Genomic DNA, 24,370 nt, shown 5'->3' with positions numbered 1-24,370 from the left:
TAGGGTTTTATATCTAATTTATTTTTTGGATTGCATAAAATTTGTTAAGAAAGGAGAAAATAAAACCCATGATGTTCTAAATAGTGAAAAAAATGCAGTAAACCTTTGCCCTATTTAATAGAGTAGAGTAATGTCACAATCGGTATTATTTTATTTGATACTGCTGAAGTAAAAACACCAGGTTAGTTAGTAATTAAAATCAAAAAAAAGTGATGAATAAACAATGATAAATGCAAATCGTCAGATAATAAACCTCGATCTCGATCTGCTAAGAACTTTTGTTGCCGTTGCTGACTTAAATACTTTTGCAGCAGCAGCAGCAGCTGTTTCTAGAACGCAGTCAGCTGTAAGTCAGCAAATGCAGCGGTTGGAACACCTCGTGGGGAGAGAGTTATTTGCTCGCCACGGCCGCAATAAACTTCTGACCGAGCACGGGCTTCAACTTCTTGGTTACGCACGCCAGATCCTTCGTGCCAATGACGATGCAACCGCATCATTGACTTACAATGATGCAGACGGTGAATTGAGAATAGGCGTGTCAGATGACGCGGTTGATACACTTCTTCCTTTCTTACTGAACCGTATTGCCTCTGTCTATCCACGTGTGGCGGTCGATGTGCGGATTAAACGTGCTCAGTTTATCGAAAGCATGTTGGATAACCATGAGATTGATTTGGCATTAACCACAGCAAAAATTAATCAACACCCTAAAACAATCCTGCGTTCTTCGCCTGTTTTATGGCACTGCGCGCCGGATTTCCAATTACAGACAAACGAACCCGTGCCGCTGGTTGTGATGGATGAAACCAATCCATTCCGCCAGATTGCTCTGGATACACTTGATATGGCCGGCATTTCATGGCGTATTGCGTATGAAGCCGCTTCCCTGTCTGCTGTTCGCGCAGCGGTAAATGCAGAAGTGGGTATTACAGCCCGTCCTCTGGAATTGCATAATGCAGACCTGAGAATTCTGGGTGAAAGTGAGGGGCTACCACGCTTACCCGAAATTCAATTCTTCTTATATCGTAACAGTAATGAACAAAATGAATCCGTTCTGACTGTTTTTGATGCCATAGAAAATAAGAAAACACCTTATACCGTAACGCCTGTTGAATCTGATGAACCTGATGAAGTGGATGAATCTATTGAGTCCATTGATATCACTAAATCAACTGAATCAGACGATGAAACCCCCGTCGAAAATATAGACGAATAACGATTTAAGTATTCTGTGTTTTATAGGCTAATATTTCCATTTTATTTGTGGAGATATTAGCCTGTTTGCTAATTGCTTATTAATAATCCTCTTAGGTTTTCATTCCCATTTCTGATATTTCCCTTAAGAAATATACCCTACCAATTTTTATCTCTCTTTCGAATTTTAGTTAAAAGAATGTTGCTGTGTTAACAAATTTAATTTTTCTGAATTGATAAAATAAATCCGTTTTTAGAAATAGTTGTCTTATCACAGTCAAATAGTTCTTTTTAGAAACAATCCATTAAGATTTGAATAAATTCCGTTCATGTGTTGAATGTTTTTCAACGAAATTGTGCACTTGATCATAAAAATACCTTAAGAAGCACACTGGAAAGACAGGTTTTTCCTGCGATAATGGTGTAGTAAAGTCGAGTTATCGGTTAGACTAGCTAAGTCAGGAAGAGGGTTTTTTACGCGACTGACTCGTTTTAGCGGTATGTCAGCACAATCTGTTAATTAATGGTTTGTAGTTTGTAAATAAATAGGTAAACACTTTTTGTCCTTGTGGCAAAATATTGTTGAGAGGAATAAAAACCAAGACGATTCAAGCGGTAAAAGAGATTGATTAGCGCTGTTTCAGATTTGGTTGTTATCCCTTCCCATGAATCGATGTGGTGCAACACTGCCGGCAAAAAGAGCAGACACCTTGACACCACTTTTGATGAGTAAGCAACGAGTATGTCTACATCCACTGGAATTTTGGCCCATCACTGGGCATTTGCGGTTTTCCTAATCGGTGCCCTTGGTTTGTGCGCACTCATGTTACTGGGTGGGTATTTCATGGGGGGCAGGGCGAAAGCCAGAGCAAAACACATACCTTATGAATCAGGTATCGATTCTGTCGGCAGCGCCCGTATGCGCCTGTCGGCGAAGTTTTATCTGGTTGCCATGTTCTTTGTCATCTTCGATGTTGAAGCCCTTTACTTATATGCCTGGGCCGTCTCAATCAAAGAGAGCGGTTGGTTGGGCTTTGTCGAAGCAAGCATTTTCATTTTGGTGTTATTGGCAGGTCTGGTTTATCTGGCGCGCATTGGCGCGTTGGATTGGACACCGGCGCGTTCAAAACGTCAGGTCAGTAAACCCAGTGCTGACACTTATACCAATATTAATACCAATACCAACAACAGTCATATGCAGTAATAGCGAGGCATGAAAGATGGATTATACGCTCACCCGCATAGATCCGAACGGTGAGAATGACCGTTATCCCCTGCAAAAACAGGAAATTGTTAGTGACCCCCTGGAGCAGCACGTTCACCGTAGTGTCTATATGGGCAAATTAGAACATGCTCTGCATGACATGGTGAACTGGGGAAGAAAAAATTCCCTGTGGCCCTATAACTTCGGGCTTTCTTGCTGCTATGTGGAAATGGTGACATCGTTTACCGCAGTCCACGATGTTGCCCGCTTTGGTGCAGAAGTCTTGCGGGCATCTCCCCGCCAGGCTGACTTTATGGTGATCTCCGGAACCTGCTTCGTCAAAATGGCCCCTGTCATTCAACGTCTCTACGATCAAATGCTGGAACCAAAGTGGGTTATTTCAATGGGAGCCTGTGCAAACTCCGGGGGAATGTACGATATTTACTCCGTGGTTCAAGGGGTTGATAAGTTTATTCCTGTCGATGTTTACATTCCTGGCTGTCCTCCCCGCCCGGAAGCCTATATGCAGGCACTGCTGTTATTGCAGGAGTCCATAGGCAAAGAACGCCGCCCGTTATCATGGGTTGTTGGCGATCAGGGGGTTTACCGCGCAAATATGCAATCAGAAAGAGAACGGAAGCGTGGTGAACGTATCGCAGTGAAAAACCTGCGTACTCCAGACGAAATTTAAGGCTTTTAGCCCTATGGCGTAACCAGAGCAATGTGTTGCGATCACAAAAACCCTGATCAAGCGTTGTGGTGAAGAATGATGACAGATCAGATAGCGCAAGAAAGCGCCCGACCCGCTTGGCAAACACGAGATCACCTTGATGATCCTGTTGTTGGCGAGCTTAATCGTCACTTTGGCCCGGATGCCTTTACTGTCCAGCCGACTCGTACCGGTATGCCCGTTGTGTGGGTTAAACGGGAAAAGTTACTGGACGTAATGATATTCCTGAAAAAGTTGCCTAAACCTTATGTCATGCTGTTTGACCTGCATGGCATGGATGAGCGTCAGCGTTCTCATCGGCAAGGGTTACCTGATGCCGATTTTTCGGTGTTTTATCACTTGATTTCCATTGAGCGCAACCGCGACATTATGTTGAAAGTCGCGCTTACTGAGCAGAACCTGAATATCCCGACGGTGACGTCAATTTTCCCGAATGCCAATTGGTATGAGCGTGAAACGTGGGAAATGTTTGGCATCACATTTAATGGTCATCCGAATTTGCGCCGCATCCTGATGCCCCCCACATGGGAAGGACATCCGTTGCGCAAGGAATACGCTGCGCGTGCCACGGAATTCGATCCTTTCATCCTGACCAAGCAGAAAGAAGATCTGGAAATGGAAGCCCTGACGTTCAAACCAGAAGAGTGGGGCATGAAACGGGGTACTGATAATGAGGACTTCATGTTCCTCAACCTCGGCCCCAACCATCCTTCCGCTCACGGGGCATTCCGCATTGTTCTGCAACTTGATGGTGAAGAGATCGTCGATTGTGTTCCCGATATTGGCTACCACCATCGCGGCGCAGAAAAAATGGGGGAGCGTCAGTCATGGCACAGTTATATTCCTTATACCGACCGGGTTGAATATCTGGGGGGATGTGTCAACGAAATGCCTTATGTACTGGCGGTTGAGAAACTGGCAGGGATTGAAGTCCCGGATCGTGTGAAAACCATTCGTGTCATGTTATCTGAGCTGTTCCGCATCAATAGCCACCTGCTTTATATCAGTACATTCATCCAGGACGTTGGCGCAATGACTCCGGTCTTTTTTGCCTTTACTGACCGACAAAAAGTTTACGACGTGGTTGAGGCGATTACCGGCTTCCGGATGCATCCGGCATGGTTCCGTATCGGTGGCGTTGCCCATGATTTGCCACGCGGCTGGGATAAACTGCTGCGTGACTTGCTGGACTGGTTGCCGAAACGTTTGAACTCCTATGTTAAGGCCGCGCTGAAAAACAGCGTATTGAAAGGGCGTTCTGTAGGTGTAGCTGCCTACAATGCAAAACAGGCTCTGGACTGGGGAGTCACCGGCGCAGGTCTGCGGGCAACCGGTATCAGTTTTGACGTGCGTAAATGGCGTCCCTATTCCGGTTATGAAAACTTCGATTTTGAAGTGCCGACTGGCTACAACGGCGACTGTTATGACCGCGTGATGCTGAAAGTGGAAGAAATCCGCCAGAGTATGCGCATCCTTGAGCAGTGCCGCAAAAATATGCCAGAAGGCCCATTCAAGGCTGATCATCCATTGACGACGCCGCCGCCGAGAGAACGCACGTTGCAGCACATCGAAACCATGATTAACCACTTCTTGCAAGTGTCATGGGGACCGGTCATGCCTGCCAATGAATCATTCCAGATGATCGAAGCGACTAAGGGTATCAACAGCTATTACCTCACCAGCGATGGTAGCACCATGAGCTACCGTACCCGTATCCGCACACCCAGTTTTGCGCATTTGCAGCAAATTCCATCGGTGATCCGCGGCAGTCTGGTTTCTGACCTTATCGTTTATCTGGGTAGTATCGATTTTGTTATGTCTGATGTGGATCGCTAACGATGCAAAGTGAATTTAACGCAAACAAGCAAGCACGCCTTGATGTGGTTAACGTAACGGACGCTCAGACAGCGGGTAAATTTGTACTGAGTGCGGAAGAGCGTGATGCCATTGAGCAGGAAAAACACCACTACGAAGACCCGCGGGCTGCGTCAATTGAAGCACTGAAAATTGTGCAGAAACATCGTGGCTGGGTGCCGGATGGTGCCATTTATGCCATTGCTGAGGTGTTAGGTATTCCTGCCAGTGATGTGGAAGGTGTGGCGACGTTTTACAGCCAGATCTACCGTCAGCCGGTAGGACGCCACATTATTCGCTACTGTGACAGTGTGGTGTGTCACATCACGGGCTATCAGGGGGTTCAGGCAGCGATAGAATCGCATTTGAACATTCGACCGGGGCAAACCACGGCGGATGGGCGTTTCACGCTGTTGCCAACCTGCTGTTTGGGGAATTGTGACAAGGGACCGGCCATGATGATTGATGAGGACACCCACAGTTACGTCAAACCTGAAGAAATTGAAAAATTACTGGAGCAGTATCCATGACAACGCATTCAGGAGTGAAAGAAATTATCCGCACAGCGGAAACTCATCCCCTGACATGGCGGTTGCGTGATGACCGACAACCTGTCTGGCTGGATGAGTACCGCAGCCGAAATGGTTACAACGGAGCCGAAAAAGCACTGAAGGGCATGGCTCCGGATGAAATTACCGCATTGGTGAAAGAGGCCGGCTTAAAAGGTCGTGGCGGTGCAGGGTTCTCTACAGGCTTGAAATGGAGCCTGATGCCCAAAGACGAAAGCATGAACATCCGCTATCTGCTGTGCAATGCGGATGAGATGGAGCCGGGGACTTACAAAGACCGCTTGCTGATGGAGCAACTTCCTCATTTGCTGGTGGAAGGAATGTTAATCAGCGCATTCGCCTTGAAAGCCTATCGTGGCTATATCTTCCTGCGGGGGGAATATATTGAGGCGGCTGTTCATTTGCGCAGGGCGATTGAAGAAGCCAAAGCCGCAGGTCTGCTTGGCAAGAATATCCTTGGCAGTGGCTTTGATTTTGAACTGTTTGTGCATACCGGTGCGGGACGTTATATCTGCGGAGAAGAAACCGCATTGATTAACTCCCTTGAAGGGCGCCGTGCCAACCCGCGTTCAAAACCGCCATTTCCTGCAACCTCCGGTGTTTGGGGTAAACCAACGTGTGTCAACAACGTCGAAACCCTGTGTAACGTCCCCGCCATTCTGGAACACGGGAAAGCGTGGTACATCGGTCTGAGTGAAGGCAAAAGTAAAGATGCCGGCACTAAACTGATGGGTTTCTCTGGCCGGGTCAAAAACCCGGGTCTTTGGGAACTGCCTTTTGGTACGACGGCGCGTGAAATTCTCGAAGATTACGCAGGTGGTATGCGTGATGGCCTGAAATTCAAAGCCTGGCAACCGGGGGGCGCCGGAACCGACTTCCTGACAGAAAATCACCTTGATCTCCCCATGGATTTCGAAAGCATAGCCAAAGCCGGCAGCCGGTTGGGAACCGCGCTGGCGATGGCGGTGGATCATGAAATCAACATGGTTTCCCTGACCCGCAATCTTGAAGAGTTCTTCGCGCGTGAATCTTGTGGCTGGTGCACACCTTGTCGTGATGGTTTGCCGTGGAGTGTCAAAATACTCCGGGCCATTGAGAATGGCAAAGGCCAGCCGGGTGATATCGAAACACTGGAACAGCTCTGCCGTTTCCTCGGCCCCGGTAAAACTTTCTGTGCCCATGCACCCGGTGCCGTAGAGCCTTTGCAAAGTGCCATCAAATACTTTCGTGAAGAGTTTGAAGCGGGCATCGTCACCAAAGATTACGGCAATATCAACCTGATTGCGGGTATTCAACCAAACCTGCTTAAGCAGCGTTGGTAAGGTTGTTTTGCAAGCATTGTTTTAAGAGCGGGCATCGTTTGTAAAAACGAACAAGTTTGTAGAAACGAATATGGTTTGTAGAAACGAATATAGCTTGTAAAAACAGTGCGAAAGCAGAATTTTGATTAACGCCTGCCACGGCAGGCCATTGGGAAGCATGCTGACTATGGCTACGATACATGTAGACGGCAAAAATTATGATGTAAACGGGGCTGATAACCTGTTGCAAGCCTGCCTCTCATTGGGGCTTGATATACCTTATTTTTGCTGGCATCCGGCACTGGGAAGCGTTGGCGCTTGCCGCCAGTGTGCGGTAAAGCAATATCAGAACGCGGAAGATACGCGCGGTCGTCTGGTGATGTCTTGTATGACACCGGCGGCAGATGGCACGTATATCTCCATCGATGATGAAGAAGCAAAACAATTCCGCGCCAGTGTGGTTGAATGGCTAATGACCAACCACCCCCATGACTGTCCGGTCTGTGAGGAGGGAGGAAACTGCCACTTGCAGGATATGACGGTCATGACGGGGCATTCATTCCGTAAATACCGTTTTACCAAACGTACCCACCAGAATCAGGAGCTGGGACCTTTCGTTGCCCATGAAATGAACCGCTGTATCGCCTGTTATCGTTGTGTCCGCTACTACAAAGATTATGCGGACGGGACAGATTTTGGCGTTTATGGTGCTCATGACAACGTCTATTTTGGCCGTCCTGAAAGTGGCACGCTGGAAAGTGAGTTTTCCGGTAACCTGGTCGAAATTTGCCCGACCGGGGTATTTACCGACAAAACGCATTCAGAGCGCTATAACCGTAAATGGGACATGCAGTTTGCCCCCAGCATCTGTCAGCAATGCAGCATTGGCTGTAACACCAGTCCCGGTGAACGCTACGGTGAATTGCGCCGAATTGAAAACCGCTATAACGGCACCGTTAACCACTATTTTATGTGTGACCGTGGGCGTTTTGGCTACGGTTATGTCAATCGTGATGATCGTCCTCGTCAGCCACAACAATTGCGTGGCGATCAATGGATCTCGCTGAATGCCGAGCAGGTTATGCAAGGGGGCGCAGATATTTTGCGTCAGGCAAAAAATGTGATTGGCATCGGTTCACCCCGTGCCAGCATTGAAAGTAACTTTGCCTTGCGTGAATTGGTCGGGGCGGAAAACTTTTACAGCGGTATCTCAGCGGAAGAACAGCATCGCCTCGATATGATGTTGGAAATTCTCCAGCAAGGTGGGGTTTATACGCCATCGCTGCGTGAAATTGAAGATTACGACGCCGTACTGGTGTTAGGGGAAGATCTGACTCAAACGGCGGCTCGTATGGCGTTATCTGTGCGTCAGGCGGTGAAGGGCAAAGCCCGTGAAATGGCAGCGGCCCAAAAAGTTGCCGATTGGCAGATTGCGGCGGTCATGAATATTGGTCAGCACGCCAAATACCCTCTGTTCCTGACCAGTGTCGATGATACCAGGCTGGATGATGTTGCGGCGTGGAATTACCGTGCCCCCGTTGATGATCAGGCCCGCTTTGGTTTTGCTGTGGCACATGCCCTGAACAGTATTGCCCCTGCTGTCAATGACTTGCCGGATGAACTGAAAGCCAAAGTGGACATCATTGCACAGGTCCTGCGCGAAGCGAAAAAACCCTTGATTATCAGTGGCAGCAATTCAGGGAGTGATACGTTGATTCAGGCCGCTGCCAATATCGCATGGGCGCTGAAAGATAAAGGCGCCAATGTTGGGCTTTCCTATGTTGCCGCTTATGCCAATAGCTTGGGTCTGGCGATGATGGAAGCGCAGCCGCTTGATGTTGCTTTGCAGCGTATCGGTAAAGGTGATTCAGATACCGCCATTGTGATGGAAAATGATCTCTATCGCCATGCCCCTGCGGATAAAATCGATAGTGCACTGGGTAGCCTGAAAAACCTGATCGTCGTTGATCACCAGCGCACCGCGATTATGGATAAAGCGCATCTGATTCTGTCGGCCGCCAGTTTTGCTGAAAGTGACGGCACGTTGGTGAATCAGGAAGGCCGCGCACAGCGCTATTTCCAAGTCTACGAACCGGCATTCTATGACAAATCCATCGTTATGCTGGAAAGCTGGCGCTGGATGCACTCTCTGTATACCACCTATACCCAATGCCAGACTGACTGGACGCAACTTGACCACGTTATCGAAGCCTGTGTCAAAGCGATGCCGCAGTTTAAAGACATCGTTAATGCCGCGCCGGATGCCAGCTTCCGCATTCGTGGGCAGAAACTGGCCCGTTCACCGCATCGTTACAGTGGCCGCACCGCTATGTTGGCCGATGTCAGTGTCCATGAGCAGCGTCAGCCACAGGATATCGATACTGCCTTTGCTTTCTCTATGGAAGGTAACAACAGTCCATATGCACCGCGTCAGCAAATTCCATTTGCATGGGCGCCGGGCTGGAACTCACCACAGGCATGGAACAAATTCCAGGCTGAAGTCGGTGGCAAACTGCGCTTCGGTGATCCGGGGGTTCGTTTGATTGAAACGGTTGATGGTGGGCTGAACTACTTTGACACTATTCCTGCCGCCTTCACCGCACAAAAAAATCAATGGCAGGTTGCGCCTTATTTCCATTTGTTCGGCAGTGATGAACTGTCGCAGCGTTCTGATGTAATACAGGAGCGTATGCCAGAGCCGTATGTGATGATCAATCATCAAGATGCAGAGCATTTGAATGTAACAGAAGGTGCGGTGATGGCATTTGATTGTGAAGGGCAGCAACTGCGTTTGGCCGTGCGCTTAAGCGGCAATCTGGCTCAGGGGCAAGTTGGTTTGCCGCTGGGAATGCCGGGTATTCCACCGGTTCTGGCTGGTAAATCAATCAATAACCTGCGGGAGGTGGCATGATGAACTGGCTGACTCCCGACGTGATTGAAATCCTGATTGCTGTCCTGAAAGCGGTTGCCATTCTGCTGGTCGTGGTTGTCTGCGGGGCATTCATGAGCTTCTTTGAACGCCGCATTTTGGGGCTGTTCCAGAACCGCTACGGGCCAAACCGTGTGGGCTGGGGCGGTTCATTGCAGCTCGTCGCAGACATGATCAAAATGTTCTTTAAAGAAGACTGGGCACCGCGCTTCTCTGATCGGGCCATTTTTACCTTGGCGCCTGTCATTGCGTTTTGCTCACTGCTTCTGGCCTTTGCCATTGTACCCATCAGCCCAACGTGGATGGTCGCAGACCTGGACATCGGTATTCTGTTCTTCATGATGATGGCGGGTCTGGCGGTTTATGCCGTGTTATATGCGGGTTGGGCGAGCAATAACAAATATTCCCTGCTGGGGGCGATGCGGGCATCAGCACAGACATTGAGTTATGAGGTGTTCCTCGGCCTGTCCATGATGGGGGTTGTGGCACAAGCCGGCTCCTTTAACATGGTGGATATCGTCAACTCACAGCAACATGTGTGGAACATCATTCCCCAATTCTTTGGTTTCCTGACGTTTGCCATTGCCGGTGTGGCGGTGTGTCACCGCCATCCCTTTGACCAGCCGGAAGCCGAGCAAGAATTGGCCGACGGTTATCACGTCGAATATTCCGGCATGAAGTTCGGTTTATTCTTTGTGGGGGAATATATCGCTATCGTGACGGTATCGGCCTTAATCGTCACCCTGTTCTTTGGTGGCTGGAATGGGCCTCTCTTGCCTCCTTTTATCTGGTTTGCGCTGAAAACAGCATTTTTCATGATGATGTTCATCCTGATCCGTGCTTCATTGCCGCGCCCACGCTATGACCAGGTGATGTCGTTTGGCTGGAAAGTCTGCCTGCCGTTAACACTGCTGAATATGCTGGCGACGGCCGCAGTTATTTTATACAACGCTCAATAAAGGGAGGAATTGAACCATGACATTGAAAGAGTTAGTGGTCGGTTTCGCCACCCAGGTACGCAGTATTTGGATGATAGGGCTTCATGCCTTCCATAAACGCGAAACAAAAATGTATCCGGAAGAACCGGTTTATCTGCCCCCCCGTTATCGTGGACGCATCGTTCTGACGCGCGATCCCGACGGCGAAGAGCGTTGTGTTGCCTGTAACTTGTGTGCGGCGGTGTGTCCGGTGGGATGTATTTCGCTGCAAAAAGCCGAGCATAAAGATGGCCGCTGGTATCCCGAATTCTTCCGCATTAATTTTTCGCGTTGCATTTTCTGCGGCTTGTGTGAAGAAGCGTGCCCAACCACGGCTATCCAGTTGACGCCGGATTTTGAGCTGGGTGAATTCAAGCGTCAGGATCTGGTGTACGAAAAAGAAGATCTGCTGATTTCAGGGCCGGGAAAATATCCTGATTATAACTTTTACCGTAAGACAGGTATGGCGATTGACGGAAAAGATAAAGGCGAAGGCGATAATGAAGCCAAGCCCATCGACGTTAAAAGCCTGTTGCCGTAAGGAGCGATATTCATGGAATTGACATTTTATGTCGCAGGGCTGGTTGCCATCCTCGCAACACTCAGGGTGATAACCCATACCAATCCGGTACACGCATTGCTGTACCTGATTATCTCCTTGCTGGCACTGTCCGTGGTATTTTTTTCACTGGGCGCTTATTTTGCCGGTGCACTGGAGATCATCGTTTACGCGGGGGCAATCATGGTGTTGTTCGTCTTCGTTGTCATGATGCTGAACCTGGGAAAATCGGTTGTCGAACAGGAGCGGGCATGGTTACAGCCCAGAGCCTGGATCGGCCCGTCTATCCTGTCCATCGCCCTGTTGGTTGTGCTGATTTATGCCATCAGTACCCTGCCCGCCGCAGAAATCAGCGGTGAGGTGGTCAGTGCCAAGGAAGTGGGCATCAGCTTGTTTGGCCCTTATGTCCTGGCCGTTGAGCTGGCCTCTTTGCTGCTCCTGGCCGGCATGGTGGTGGCTTACCATATCGGTCGTGAAAATCGACAAGGTGAAGTGATCAGCAATCGAGTGGAGGACCAACAATGATAGCGTTACACCATGGTCTTATTCTGGCGGCCATTTTGTTTATGTTGGGCTTCGCCTGCCTGATTATCCGCCGCAATCTGTTATTTATGCTGATCGGGCTGGAAATCATGATCAATGCTTCAGCGCTGGCGTTTGTCGTTGCCGGCAGCTATTGGCTCCAGCCTGATGGGCAGGTGATGTACATTCTGGCCATTACGCTGGCAGCCGCCGAGGCGAGCATCGGTTTGGCACTGTTACTACAGTTGCACCGTCGTCGCCAAAACCTGAATATTGATACAGTCAGTGAGATGCGCGGATGAACTTACTCTACTTAACAATTCTGCTGCCACTGCTGGGATTTTTGCTATTGGCATTTTCCCGTGGCCGCTGGTCTGAAAATCTGTCAGCCACCATTGGGATTGGTTCGGTTGGGCTGGCAGCACTGGTCACGCTTTGGGCGGGGATTGATTTCCTTGCCCAGAATGAGGCAGGGGAACAGGTTTACAGCCAGACATTGTGGAACTGGATGGCCGTGGGGAATTTCAGCATCCCGGTGAATCTGGTACTGGACGGGCTGTCACTGACCATGTTGAGTGTGGTGACAGGCATTGGTTTCCTGATCCACATTTACGCTTCATGGTACATGCGCGGTGAAGAGGGTTATTCCCGCTTCTTCGCTTATACCAACCTGTTTATCGCCAGCATGGTGGTACTGGTGCTGGCAGATAACATGCTGCTGATGTACCTCGGCTGGGAAGGCGTAGGTCTGTGCAGTTACCTGTTGATCGGTTTCTACTATAAAACCCCGGCCAATGGTGCAGCGGCAATGAAGGCTTTCATCGTGACCCGTGTGGGTGATGTGTTCCTTGCCATCGGGATGTTTATCCTTTACGACCAACTGGGCACGTTGAGCTTCCGCGAACTGGCGGTACTGGCACCACAACACATCGAAGCAGGCTCCACGGCGATCACGTGGGCAACCTTGATGATTTTGGGTGGTGCAGTCGGTAAATCAGCGCAATTGCCGTTGCAGACATGGTTGGCGGATGCGATGGCGGGTCCGACCCCGGTTTCTGCCCTGATCCATGCGGCTACGATGGTCACCGCCGGGGTTTATCTGATCGCCCGCAGCCATGCCCTGTTTTTGATGGCGCCAGACATTCTGCACTTGGTCGGTGTGATTGGTGCCGTTACCCTGCTGCTGGCAGGTTTTGCGGCACTGGTGCAGACGGATATCAAGCGGGTATTGGCTTACTCAACCATGAGCCAGATTGGTTACATGTTTCTGGCGCTGGGCGTGCAAGCGTGGGATGCGGCCATTTTCCACTTAATGACCCATGCGTTCTTTAAGGCATTGCTGTTCCTGGCTTCTGGCTCCGTGATCCTGGCCTGCCACCATGAACAAAACATCTTTAAGATGGGTGGCTTGAGCAAACGCATTCCGTTTGTTTATCTCTGCTTCCTGGTGGGGGGATCTGCTTTGTCGGCGCTGCCGCTGTTGACCGCCGGTTTCTACAGTAAAGATGAAATCTTATGGGGTGCACTGGCAAATGGCCATATGAACCTGATGTTGGCAGGGCTGGTTGGCGCATTGATGACCTCCTTATACACCTTCCGCATGATTTTCATTGTGTTCCACGGTGAAGAGAATACCCACGCCCATCCGGTCAAAGGCATTACCCATACTTTGCCGCTGTCAGTATTGCTGGTTCTGTCCACCTTTGTGGGGGCGCTGATTGTGCCACCCCTGGCGGGCGTTTTACCGGAAAGCCATACCGGGCATGATGGCAAAGTGACACTGGAAATTGTCTCTGGTGTGGTTGCCGTTATCGGTATTTTGCTGGCAGCCGCACTGTATCTTGGCAAACGCAGTGTGGTCAATGCGACTGCAAACAGCGCGCCGGGGCGTTTCTTCTCCACATGGTGGTTCCATGCATGGGGATTTGATGCGCTGTATGACTGGGTATTTGTGAAACCCTTCAAAGGCATCACCGGCCTGTTGCAAAGTGATCCTTTGAACTCACTGATGAACATTCCTGCCATATTGTCACGTTGGGGCAATAAAGGATTGCGTTGGAGTGAGAACGGACAAGTCCGTTGGTACGCTACCTCTATGGGGTTGGGTGCAGTGCTGGTTTTAGCTCTGCTGCTTTTGGTTTAATTAAGGGACACATTGCGCCATGCTATTACCTTGGCTAATTCTTTTGCCCTTCATCGGGGGCCTGCTGTGCTGGCAGGCGGAGCGTTTCGGCACACGTATGCCGCGTTGGATAGCGCTTCTGGCGATGGGGCTGACGCTGTTACTTTCCCTGCAACTGTGGTTGCAGGGGGGTTATACACTCACCAACCCACAGGGTATTCCACAATGGCAATCAGAGTTCCTGCTTCCGTGGATCCCGCGCTTTGGCATTAGCATTCATCTGGCACTGGATGGTTTATCCTTGCTGATGGTGGTATTGACGGCCTTACTGGGTTTAATGGCCATCCTGTGTTCGTGGAATGAAAATCAGCCATACCAAGGGTTTTTCCATCTGAACCTGTTGTGGATACTCGGTGGTGTGATGGGGGTCTTCCTTGCCATCGACCTGTTCCTGTTCTTCTTCTTCTGGGAAGTGATGCTGGTCCCGATGTATTTCTTGATCGCACTTTGGGGGCATCGGGGTTCAGAAGGGAAAACCCGTATCACGGCGGCGACGAAATTTTTCATCTATACCCAGGCCAGCGGTCTGGTGATGTTGATTTCGATTCTGGCACTGGCTTTCATTCATCACGATGCCACGGGCGAATGGTCATTCAATTATGAAAAACTGTTGAATACGCCAATGTCATATACGGTGCAGTATTTGCTGATGTTGGGCTTCTTCATTGCCTTCGCGGTGAAAATGCCGGTTGTTCCCCTGCATGGCTGGCTGCCTGATGCCCACAGTCAGGCGCCAACTGCGGGTTCAGTTGACCTCGCGGGGATTTTGTTGAAAACCGCAGCCTATGGTCTGCTGCGTTTCAGTTTACCGCTGTTTCCACAAGCCTCAGCGGAATTTGCGCCGATTGCGATGTGGTTGGGTGTCATTGGCATCTTCTACGGTGCATGGATGGCCTTTAGCCAGACTGACATCAAACGCCTGATTGCCTACACCAGTGTTTCTCACATGGGTTTCGTCCTGATTGCCATCTATACCGGTAGCCAACTGGCTTATCAGGGGGCGGTCATTCAGATGATTGCCCATGGCCTGTCAGCCGCAGGTCTGTTTATTCTGTGTGGTCAGATATATGAACGGCTGCATACCCGTGACCTGCGTCAAATGGGGGGGCTGTGGGGAAGAATTCAACTGCTGCCTGCGATATCCCTGTTTTTCGCGGTCGCCACATTGGGGATGCCGGGAACCGGTAACTTTGTGGGTGAATTCATGATCCTCTTTGGCAGTTTCAGCCACTTCACCCTGATTACTACGGTATCCGTGTTTGGTTTGGTTTTTGCGTCCGTTTACGCATTGTACCTGATGCAGAAGGCTTATTACGGAACGCCAAAAACCGATAAACCGCTGCCGCAGATGGATGTTCGTGAAATTTCCATTTTGCTGTTGCTGGTTATTTTGCTGGTGATACTGGGTGTCTACCCACAACCCATTCTTGATACCTCAGCCGCCGCGATGAGTAACATCCAGAATTGGTATTCAGCTTCACTTTTAACTACAAGGCCGTAATTCGCCATGACAATAACTTCTGAACAATTGATCGCACTGTTGCCGCTATTGATCGTCGGATTGACGGTGGTGGTTGTGATGCTGTCCATTGCGTGGCGACGCGATCATTTCACCAATGTCATCCTGACCGTGGTTGGTCTTAACCTGGCTCTGTTCTCTCTCTATTTTGTGGGACAGCAGGAGCCAATGGATGTCACGCCCCTGATCCATGTGGATCGTTTTGCGATGTTCTATACAGCGCTTGTGCTGATTGCGAGCCTTGCAACGACAACATTTGCCTACTCGTGGCTGGAGAACTATCCCGATAATAAGGAAGAGTTTTATCTGCTGGTGCTGATTGCAACGGTAGGGGGCATTTTGCTCTCTTCTGCCAACCATATGGCATCACTGTTTATCGGGATTGAATTGATCACCTTACCGTTGTTTGGTCTGGTGGGTTATGCGTATCGCCAGAAACGTTCTCTGGAAGCCAGCATTAAGTATATGCTGTTGTCTGCGGCGGCATCGTCATTCTTGCTATTCGGTATCGCGTTGCTGTATGCAGAGTCGGGTGACTTGTCTTTCGCCTCACTGGGTAAAAGTTTAACTGACAGCAAACTGCATGAACCGCTGATCTTGGCAGGGCTGGGCATGATGATTGTGGGATTGGGCTTTAAACTCTCCCTTGTGCCTTTCCAACTGTGGACACCGGATGTTTACCAAGGTGCACCCGCACCGGTATCGACCTTTCTGGCGACGGCCAGCAAAGTGGCCATTTTTGCTGTGGTCATGCGTTTATTCCTTGAAGCGCCGGTCACTGAGAGTGCAACGTTGCGTATTGCACTGACAGTGATTGCGATTGCCTCTATCCTGTTTGGTAACTTATTGGCGCTGACACAAAGCAATATCAAACGTCTGTTGGGTTATTCCTCCATTGCCCATCTGGGCTATTTGCTGGTGGTGCTGGTTGCCATCAAAGATCACACCCTGGCAGAAGAGACGGCGGGCATCTATCTGGTGGGATACCTGCTTGCCAGCATCGGGGCATTTGGTGTTGTCAGCCTGATGTCCAGCCCATACCGAGGGCCGGATGCGGATTCACTGTTCTCATACCGTGGCCTGTTCTGGCACAAACCTATCCTGTCTGCAGTCATGACTATTATGATGTTGTCTCTGGCGGGAATTCCCTTAACCTTCGGCTTTATCGGTAAATTCTACGTTATCGCAACCGGTGTTGAAGCCGGATTATGGTGGTTGACTGGTGCCGTCGTTGTGGGGAGTGCCATTGGTCTTTATTACTATCTGCGGGTGATGGTGAGCTTGTACCTGCCGGCACCGAAAGCACTGAACCGCGATACACCCAGCAACTGGGCATTCACCTCTGGCGGTATTGTTGTGCTGCTCACTGGATTATTGGTATTGATCCTGGGTATTTGGCCACAACCCTTGATTGATATTGTCCAACAAGCGAAGAGTGTCTTGTAAGACAATAACCTAAAGAAGCGACGTTAAAAACCCGGTCATTATTGGCTGGGTTTTTTTATTCTGTGCTAAGGCTCCGCCCACCCCCCTCCCATATTCCGCCAAAATCAGACAAAAATGGAATTTGATTGGTTAATTAATTTTATTGATATTTGTGTATGATAAATCGCCTTTATTGATTGAATATAGTGCTGGAAGCCGCGGCAGAAATCACCCTGAAAGTGGGCGGCAGTTTTCTGAAAGTCACGCCGGGCGGCATTTTATCGTCCCCGATGAATGTCGGGCAGGGTTCAGGCGGCAGAGGGCGCGGGATTGAGCTGCAACTGGCTTGTGCTGAACTGGCACAGCAGGATGTGGGATTAATCATTAAACCGGTTAAAGGGTAAACACAATGGAAAACACGATCACAACGGAAAGCACCGCAGCCGCAATAAGCTGGCAAGCCTGGCTGCACTCCCCTTATGGACTGAAAGTGTTAACCAGTTCACTTTATTGTGATTTATGGGAAAACCACGGTGAAATAGCCACACAACTGGATAATCCTAAAGGTAGTCTGGAATCACAGATTGAGCACTGGTTGCGGCAAAAAATGGCCGTCGGTTACCGCGTAGAAAAACTCGCCAGTCAGGATTACCTGCTGGCGATGGAACAAGAAAAAAATAACAGGAGCGATGATTTATGAGTAACGAAAATTCGATTTATTGCCATGATTGTCGGAAGGTATTGAATAACAAGATAGAAATTCAGTTGGTTGATGAGCATAACAAACCCATCACCAATATGCCTTACACACTGAAAAACAGTAAAACAATGCGCACGGGAACAACTGATGGTAACGGCATGATCCGCGAAGAGCAGCTAACAGCGGTTCCTCTGCGGCTATTTCTCAGCGGTCAGGAATTGGCCGATGAAATGGAACAACGTCCGCTTAGAATAAAGCGCAACAGCGAATACACACGCTCTACCGATGCCATGAAAGCAATTTCACCTGTTTTTAAAGAAAGCCTGGAATCCGGCCGTCGGTATCATTATGTAAAAATTGGGGAACTGGTTGATAAAATCCCAGAGATTGAAAAATGGAAAGGAGAAAAGCCTCTTCCAAGTTACCACTTTCCTGATAGCGAACCACAGGGTCTTGAAGTTTATCCATCATATGTAGGTGAATACCGCTATGTTATTGAAGTGTGTCCATTTAGGGCATGGTCTTTGTTGTTGCATCATCAAAAAGAGTATTCACTGGTTAATGCCTATAATCTCTCACTCATGAGCATATTAACCTATGCTAACGATGATGAAAGCTATCTCGGTTCAGTAACTCACTTTTTTAGTAAACAGTTACTTGACTTGTCACGCTCACCCTATCGGATCAACGACCAGTCTTTTTCCCCTATTGTTTATGATGTCCCATTTAGCGAACGTTATACAGAAATCGTATTCGTTGATTCAAAAAAACAAACAATTCCTAAAGGAGATACTCAACTTTTTTATGTGGCAAACAAGAAAGAAATCATTATTGGATGGCGTGGTACTGAAAGTGGAACAGATGTTATAACAGATTTAACATTCCAGCCACTAGAGCTAGGCTGTACTCCCAAAGGAGTATGTAGTGGTTTTATCGAAAATGGGAAAATACATAAAGGTTTTTGGGAAGGTTTTCATCTTATAAATCAATCAAAGGTTCTACAGCTTGATAAGACAATAGGTATATTTGATCATATTATTAAATTACTGAAGGGAAGAAAATTATTTATCTGTGGTCATAGTTTAGGTGGTGCGCTTGCTTTAATTCATAGCGCAAAACTCAAAGCACATAATCCTTGCCTTTATACTTACGGTATGCCACGTACATTCACCCAAAGTGCGGTTCAAGAGCTTGCTGATATTACTCACTACCGGCATGTCAATGAAAATGATACTGTTTCTTCTGTACCCTTTAACAAGGATATGGATAATATTGCATTTCAAATAGGCGCTACACCTTCTGGCGTCTTAATTGAATTATTCGATAGCCCTATTGCGGAAGAAGCCTCAAAATGGTATCCATCAATTTTGGCAGGAAAACTTGTTGCAAAAAGTTTTAAATTATTTAGCAAAAATGATGATCCTTTTTTACACCATGGCAAGTTAGTTTATTTTTATGTTTCATCTTATTTAAAATCAAAACCTAAACTGTATTTACTACCATCATTAAATGAAAAAACTCAAAAAAATACTGTCGAATTTATCGAGCAACAGGCACAGTCGAAGATAGATCAGTTCAGGCAGCAAGAAATAAGTTTTCTATACTCAGATAATAATGAAAATTCTACTGATAAAGGAGGATTAGGGGCTTTAGATCATAGTAGTACCTTATACTCACGTTATATTGACCAGAGATTAAGAGAACTGTGTGCGCTTCCCTCAGATAAAAAATCTCAAAGACCTAATGAAGACTTATCATTTTTAGAAAGTGAACCAGCCTCTATTCGGGCAATGCTAGATAGAAAAAAGGTTAGAAAACATTATTTTTTAATGGAAATAGATAATCAGCTAGCAAGTACGCTAGAAGTTACTCGAAATGATAAAATAGGTTCAGTAGCCTTGCAACGTTATTCTGAAAAACGATAAAAATAATGAGGACTCATAGGAATGCCAATAAAATTTATGCAACTAACATTATTACCACTAACTCTGTGTCTGACAGGATGTGATTTCCTGTCAAATTCCATCTCAGATTCTTGGCATGATTATAAAAATAAATCTGAGCCATTTTCTCCACCAAAAGAAAACAAATGGATCACGGTTGAAGGCATTGTTCCACCAAATACCAAACCGAGCTTAACAGGAGGTTATATCTCAGTTAAGTGTCTTTCTGCTCATCATACTGCGGGTGGTACTCTTTATCATGATCCTAATCATCATTGGAATAAATTTAATATTCTAGTTGACCCAAAGACAGGTTACTTTAAGGAGAAAATACCATTATATGGAGGTGGGTGGTGTCAATGGAGAATCGATACTATTACAATATCTCTTTCGTATATAAGTGTTGAACATATAATGAAAGGAGCTATTCCCTACACTGGAACTGGTATAAAAGCGTTCATTAATGGAGCAAAAAAACCTGAAAGTATGAAGGAAATGCTAAATACGATTAATTACCAACCAACTATTTATCCTTTTTTAAGAAAAGATTACGATGTTCCCAATCAAATAGGTTTGTATGGTAAATCTGGTGGGTTAACATATTTTGGGTTAAGACTCATAGACGGCAACGAATGGAAAATCACCTACAAACCGATATTAGATGAAACTAAAATGCCCAAAATTATTGTCCCTAGCGGAAAAGAACCATCCAGAGTTGAATACCCCGATGGTAAAGTTGATCTCAACAGAGACTCCATTGATTATTGGAAAATAAATAACGAACCGCAATGGAAATAAGCCATTATAAGCATAATCGCAAAGTGAGGAACTAAGATAAGGATATCGAAGTTTCTCGTCAGGAATAAAAAACCATGATGAAAATTTGGTACGTAATACTCTTAATAACTTTATCAAAGGGAAGGCATTTCCCTACGGAGAATGGTAAGAGTTTACCTTGAAGTTATCCCGACATCAGGAATTAACAGGATTTATTTATGGTTTCTGATGTTGGGCTGTATTAATACAATAAGTACAGTTACTTTTATTTTTATGTTAAGGTTGCCCTTGACGTAGTTCATATGAATGATGAACAAGGTCCGTCGGTGATGCATATAACAATTTGTTATTATTGCATTTATTTTATAAGGATCTCTGTGAAAATTGCTTATTGGAGTCAATAGGAGATAGTGTCGAACACGAATATTGAAGGATAATTATGAGTCAAGATAATACTGGTCAGGTAAAGACTAAAACTTACATTAACCCACCAGTTTTTTTCTTCTCAGCGTTTTTAGTCATTGCACTGGTGACATTCGCTGGTTTGAAACCCGAACTTGCCGACCGATGGTTTAAGGCTTTACAGCAGGATCTTTTTGTTAATGCCAGTTGGTTTTATATCCTTGCTGTTGCTTTGATTTTACTTTCGGTCACCTATCTGGGGCTGTCCCGATACGGCAACATAAAACTCGGCCCCGACCATGCTGAACCCGATTTCAGTTATTTTTCCTGGTTTGCCATGCTGTTTTCTGCGGGTATGGGGATCGGGCTGATGTTTTTTGGCGTGGCTGAACCCGTCATGCATTATTTGTCACCTCCGGTGGGGACGCCTGAAAGCATTGCTGCTGCCAAACAAGCGATGAAGTTAACGTTCTTCCATTGGGGGCTGCATGCCTGGGTGATTTATGCCATTGTCGCCTTAATTCTGGCCTTTTTTAGCTATCGACATGGCTTGCCTTTAACCTTGCGCTCTGCGCTGTACCCGATTATTGGCGATAAAATTTATGGGCCGATTGGTCATGCTGTGGATATCTTTGCCGTTATCGGTACTGTATTCGGGGTTGCCACTTCTTTGGGATATGGTGTTCTTCAAGTTAATGCCGGTCTGAACCATCTGTTTGATGTGCCAATCAATGAAACCGTACAGATCATATTGATTATTGCAATTACCGCACTGGCGACGCTTTCTGTTGTTTCTGGTCTGGATAAAGGCATCCGCATCCTCTCTGAATTGAATTTGGGCTTGGCGTTTTTATTGTTGGTTCTGGTCGTGGCTTTGGGGCCAACGGTACTCTTGCTGAAATCCTTTGTGGAGAACACGGGCGGTTACCTGTCGGAAATTGTCAGCAAAACATTTAATCTTTATGCTTATGAACCCAAATCCAGTCATTGGCTGGGAGGATGGACATTACTGTATTGGGGATGGTGGTTATCGTGGTCTCCGTTTGTTGGCATGTTTATCGCGAGAGTTTCCCGAGGCCGGACAATCAGGGAATTTGTGACTGGCGTCTTATTCGTACCCAGCGGTTTCACCCTGATGTGGATGACGGCCTTTGGTAATAGCGCCATTGACCTGATCGCCAATAAAGGGGCAAAAGAATTAGCTAACGTAGTACAATCAGATGTTTCTTTGGCGCTATTTAACTTTTTAGAATACTTCCCGTTTCCTACCGTTCTGTCATTCATTGCCATGGTCATGATCGTGATGTTTTTTGTCACCTCTGCGGATTCTGGCGCCATGGTGGTTGATACCCTGGCTTCTGGCGGTGCTAACCATACTCCTGTCTGGCAAAGGATCTTCTGGGCAGCGCTAATGGGGGTTGTTGCCATTTCGCTACTGGTTGCGGGAGGGCTGTCTGCCTTGCAAACCGTCACGATTGCCAGTGCACTTCCTTTCTCAGTCATTCTGTTGATATCGATTTATGGCTTGCTCAAAGCATTACGGGTTGACGCCTACAAAAAAGATAGCCAGCAAATGACCACAATTGCACCGCCAGCCAGTCGCAACCCGATTCCATGGCAGCGGAGGCTGAGAAACATCGTCTACTACCCTAAGCGCTCGCAGGTGAAACGTTTTATGAACGAAGTCATCCAAAACGCAATGGAGATGGTAGCTGAAGAGTTGGAGAAGCAAAACAAAGCCGCCGTGATCAATGATGAAGTGGGTGATCGCATTCATCTGGAAGTGGACTTTGGTGAAAACCTTAACTTCGTGTATGAAGTGCGTTTAAGGGGTTATATTCAACCGGCATTTGCTTTTTCGGGTTTTGAAGATGATGAAAAAAGTGAAGAACAGAAATATTATCGTGCCGAAGTTTACCTTAAAGAGGGCGGGCAGGATTACGATTTAATGGGATGGACCCAAGAACAGATCATCCATGATATTTTGGATCAATACGAGAAGCATATCCACTTTTTGCATTTGGTTCGTTAAGACTGGTCCGTAAAAAATAGTCGGTAAACAAAACAGTGCGTAAACAAAAAAATCCCCGGAATTTCAATCCGGGGATTTTTTTAGAAATTGATAAAATTCTCTAAAATCCAATATGAACGGTTATTAACCGATAAAGTCAATATATTATTCTGTATTCTTTCCATTAAAAGAGATTACTTGGGTTGATACTGTCGGTAAACAGGATGTACAATAAATGCGCTATAAAATGGGAGGAATAACTAAAATATTTAGATATTGAATTAAAATGTGATTGGTTATTTCACTACAAATTGACTTTAACGCGAGAGAAAATCAAATGGCGAAGGGAAATTTTTTGACAGTCGGAGATAAAACAACGTGTGGTGGTGCAATCTTAACCGGAACCAGCAACATTAAATTTTATGGAAAACAAGCGGCACTTGAAGGTTCTACTGTGACTTGTGGTAGATATTCTGGAACATACTCAATTACAGGTGGTGTTAGTTCTTTCTTAGATAAAAAAATTAAATTGGCAGGAACATTAGATAGTTACAGTACATGTCCCTGTAATTCAAAGTTGATTCATTCTATTCCTGATAGTTATAAAAAAGAGTTTTTTTTGGCAGGTAAATCAACTATGGACCATACTGAAAAAGAAATAAATAAGAATGATTATAAAGAAAATGCTACTGATAAATATAATTCAAATCAGAATGCACAGTCAGATGAAAAAAATGAATTTAAACCACTAACTCTACCTCATGTTATCTTCAAAACTAAGAGAAAAATGGATGATTATGAAGCTGATGATATGAAATGTGGAGATTTGACTGAACAAGAGCTAAAAGAAGTTTACGGGTTGACTGATGTATCTGCATATGTAAGTGTTTACAAAAATGTAAAATATTCTAAATGGGTAGGAGGATATTATCCAGCTAAAATTAAAAATGAAGAGAGAATTAGTTTTGAAGAAATGACTAATATACTTTTCGATGAATTTAGAGGTTTGTCTGATATATATTCTTTTTGGGGTGAATATAAAGGATTGGTTCGCGATTTAATTACTCATATGCAGAATGGTGAAGGTAAAGTTTTTATAAACCATTTGTTGAATAAGGCATTGAAAGAACAAATATTAAATGATGATTCTAATGAAAATAGCACATTGTTAAAAATAAAAGATGCTTTGAAAAGAAATATTGATTGGAAAAATAGTATTTATCCAGAAAATAAAATAAATGCACTGAACGATGCAGTTAAGACGTCTGTTTTACCAAAATTTAATGGTTGGGTTGACCGAATTAATGGACTAGTTATTTCAGTGCATGATACTTGGTCTACTCATATTACTTTAAAAGCACTAGAAGTTTCTGGTAATAAATTTAGGGCAACGGTGGAATACCATGTCCAAGACCATTTTGGTCTTGATGATAATGATGTTTTAAATGTGGTTTATAAACAATTTCGCATCTTTAGGATTTGGTTTGTTTTACAGAGATGGGAAAAGTTAAAATTTAAACCATTCATTACTGACATGAATGTAATGATAGTTATAGAAGGGGAAAAATAATA

The 24,370-nt window shown here is 46.4% G+C and carries 19 protein-coding genes and 1 pseudogene; all 20 read left to right on the top strand.

Annotated features, from left to right (window positions below; genetic code table 11):
• Positions 1-223: 223 nt before the first annotated feature.
• The gene (hexA, locus tag Xbed_RS04360) at positions 224-1,216 is read left to right on the top strand and encodes a transcriptional regulator HexA (RefSeq protein WP_086111712.1); all 993 of its coding nucleotides are present in this window, start codon (positions 224-226) and stop codon (positions 1,214-1,216) included.
• A gap of 720 nt (positions 1,217-1,936) precedes the next feature.
• The gene (locus tag Xbed_RS04355) at positions 1,937-2,398 is read left to right on the top strand and encodes an NADH-quinone oxidoreductase subunit A (protein WP_086111711.1); all 462 of its coding nucleotides are present in this window, start codon (positions 1,937-1,939) and stop codon (positions 2,396-2,398) included.
• Between the two features lie 16 nt (positions 2,399-2,414).
• Positions 2,415-3,089: a NuoB/complex I 20 kDa subunit family protein gene (locus Xbed_RS04350; RefSeq protein ID WP_069315203.1), complete on the top strand. Its 675-nt coding sequence runs from the start codon at positions 2,415-2,417 to the stop codon at positions 3,087-3,089.
• A 75-nt stretch (positions 3,090-3,164) separates the two neighbouring features.
• Positions 3,165-4,964 carry an NADH-quinone oxidoreductase subunit C/D gene (nuoC, locus tag Xbed_RS04345; RefSeq protein WP_208612193.1) on the top strand — a complete coding sequence of 600 codons (1,800 nt, stop codon included), beginning with the start codon at positions 3,165-3,167 and terminating at the stop codon, positions 4,962-4,964.
• Positions 4,965-4,966: 2 nt separating this feature from the next.
• A complete protein-coding gene (gene nuoE / locus Xbed_RS04340; protein ID WP_086111709.1) occupies positions 4,967-5,512 on the top strand; it encodes an NADH-quinone oxidoreductase subunit NuoE in 546 nt (181 codons plus the stop codon).
• The gene (gene nuoF, locus Xbed_RS04335) at positions 5,509-6,873 is read left to right on the top strand and encodes an NADH-quinone oxidoreductase subunit NuoF (RefSeq protein ID WP_086111708.1); all 1,365 of its coding nucleotides are present in this window, start codon (positions 5,509-5,511) and stop codon (positions 6,871-6,873) included. Before nuoE ends, nuoF begins: the two co-directional genes overlap by 4 nt.
• Before the next feature lie 166 nt (positions 6,874-7,039).
• A complete protein-coding gene (nuoG, locus tag Xbed_RS04330; RefSeq protein ID WP_086111740.1) occupies positions 7,040-9,763 on the top strand; it encodes an NADH-quinone oxidoreductase subunit NuoG in 2,724 nt (907 codons plus the stop codon).
• Complete coding sequence (nuoH, locus tag Xbed_RS04325; protein WP_086111707.1) at positions 9,763-10,740, top strand: NADH-quinone oxidoreductase subunit NuoH; 978 nt, start codon at positions 9,763-9,765, stop codon at positions 10,738-10,740. Before nuoG ends, nuoH begins: the two co-directional genes overlap by 1 nt.
• Before the next feature lie 16 nt (positions 10,741-10,756).
• Positions 10,757-11,299, top strand: coding sequence for an NADH-quinone oxidoreductase subunit NuoI (gene nuoI / locus Xbed_RS04320; RefSeq protein ID WP_086111706.1), 543 nt, complete (start codon positions 10,757-10,759; stop codon positions 11,297-11,299).
• A 12-nt stretch (positions 11,300-11,311) separates the two neighbouring features.
• Positions 11,312-11,842, top strand: a complete 531-nt coding sequence (nuoJ, locus tag Xbed_RS04315) for an NADH-quinone oxidoreductase subunit J (protein ID WP_086111705.1) — start codon at positions 11,312-11,314, stop codon at positions 11,840-11,842.
• A complete protein-coding gene (gene nuoK, locus Xbed_RS04310) occupies positions 11,839-12,141 on the top strand; it encodes an NADH-quinone oxidoreductase subunit NuoK (RefSeq protein ID WP_086111704.1) in 303 nt (100 codons plus the stop codon). The genes nuoJ and nuoK overlap by 4 nt, the downstream gene beginning before the upstream one ends.
• Positions 12,138-13,982 carry an NADH-quinone oxidoreductase subunit L gene (nuoL, locus tag Xbed_RS04305; RefSeq protein ID WP_086111703.1) on the top strand — a complete coding sequence of 615 codons (1,845 nt, stop codon included), beginning with the start codon at positions 12,138-12,140 and terminating at the stop codon, positions 13,980-13,982. Before nuoK ends, nuoL begins: the two co-directional genes overlap by 4 nt.
• Positions 13,983-14,001: 19 nt before the next feature.
• Complete coding sequence (gene nuoM, locus Xbed_RS04300) at positions 14,002-15,522, top strand: NADH-quinone oxidoreductase subunit M (protein WP_086111702.1); 1,521 nt, start codon at positions 14,002-14,004, stop codon at positions 15,520-15,522.
• 6 nt (positions 15,523-15,528) lie between these two features.
• Positions 15,529-16,986, top strand: a complete 1,458-nt coding sequence (gene nuoN / locus Xbed_RS04295; RefSeq protein WP_086111701.1) for an NADH-quinone oxidoreductase subunit NuoN — start codon at positions 15,529-15,531, stop codon at positions 16,984-16,986.
• Positions 16,987-17,168: 182 nt separating this feature from the next.
• Positions 17,169-17,369: pseudogene (locus Xbed_RS04290) on the top strand (type VI secretion system tip protein VgrG); the annotation flags it as partial.
• Between the two features lie 5 nt (positions 17,370-17,374).
• Positions 17,375-17,665 carry a hypothetical protein gene (locus Xbed_RS04285; protein WP_244182405.1) on the top strand — a complete coding sequence of 97 codons (291 nt, stop codon included), beginning with the start codon at positions 17,375-17,377 and terminating at the stop codon, positions 17,663-17,665.
• Positions 17,662-19,590 (top strand): lipase family protein, encoded by a 1,929-nt coding sequence (locus tag Xbed_RS04280; protein WP_086111700.1) that lies wholly within the window; start codon positions 17,662-17,664, stop codon positions 19,588-19,590. Before Xbed_RS04285 ends, Xbed_RS04280 begins: the two co-directional genes overlap by 4 nt.
• Positions 19,591-19,611: 21 nt before the next feature.
• On the top strand, positions 19,612-20,406 hold the full coding sequence (locus Xbed_RS04275; protein WP_244182404.1) for a hypothetical protein: 795 nt from the start codon (positions 19,612-19,614) through the stop codon (positions 20,404-20,406).
• 418 nt (positions 20,407-20,824) lie between these two features.
• Entirely contained in the window at positions 20,825-22,819 is a 1,995-nt protein-coding gene (gene betT, locus Xbed_RS04270) for a choline BCCT transporter BetT (RefSeq protein ID WP_086111699.1), read from the top strand.
• A 334-nt stretch (positions 22,820-23,153) separates the two neighbouring features.
• Positions 23,154-24,368: a PAAR domain-containing protein gene (locus tag Xbed_RS04265; protein WP_208612192.1), complete on the top strand. Its 1,215-nt coding sequence runs from the start codon at positions 23,154-23,156 to the stop codon at positions 24,366-24,368.
• Positions 24,369-24,370 lie beyond the last annotated feature (2 nt).

The sequence above is a fragment of the Xenorhabdus beddingii genome (assembly GCF_002127545.1).
Lineage (GTDB): Bacteria > Pseudomonadota > Gammaproteobacteria > Enterobacterales > Enterobacteriaceae > Xenorhabdus > Xenorhabdus beddingii.
This window is presented reverse-complemented; position numbering and strand designations above follow the sequence as displayed.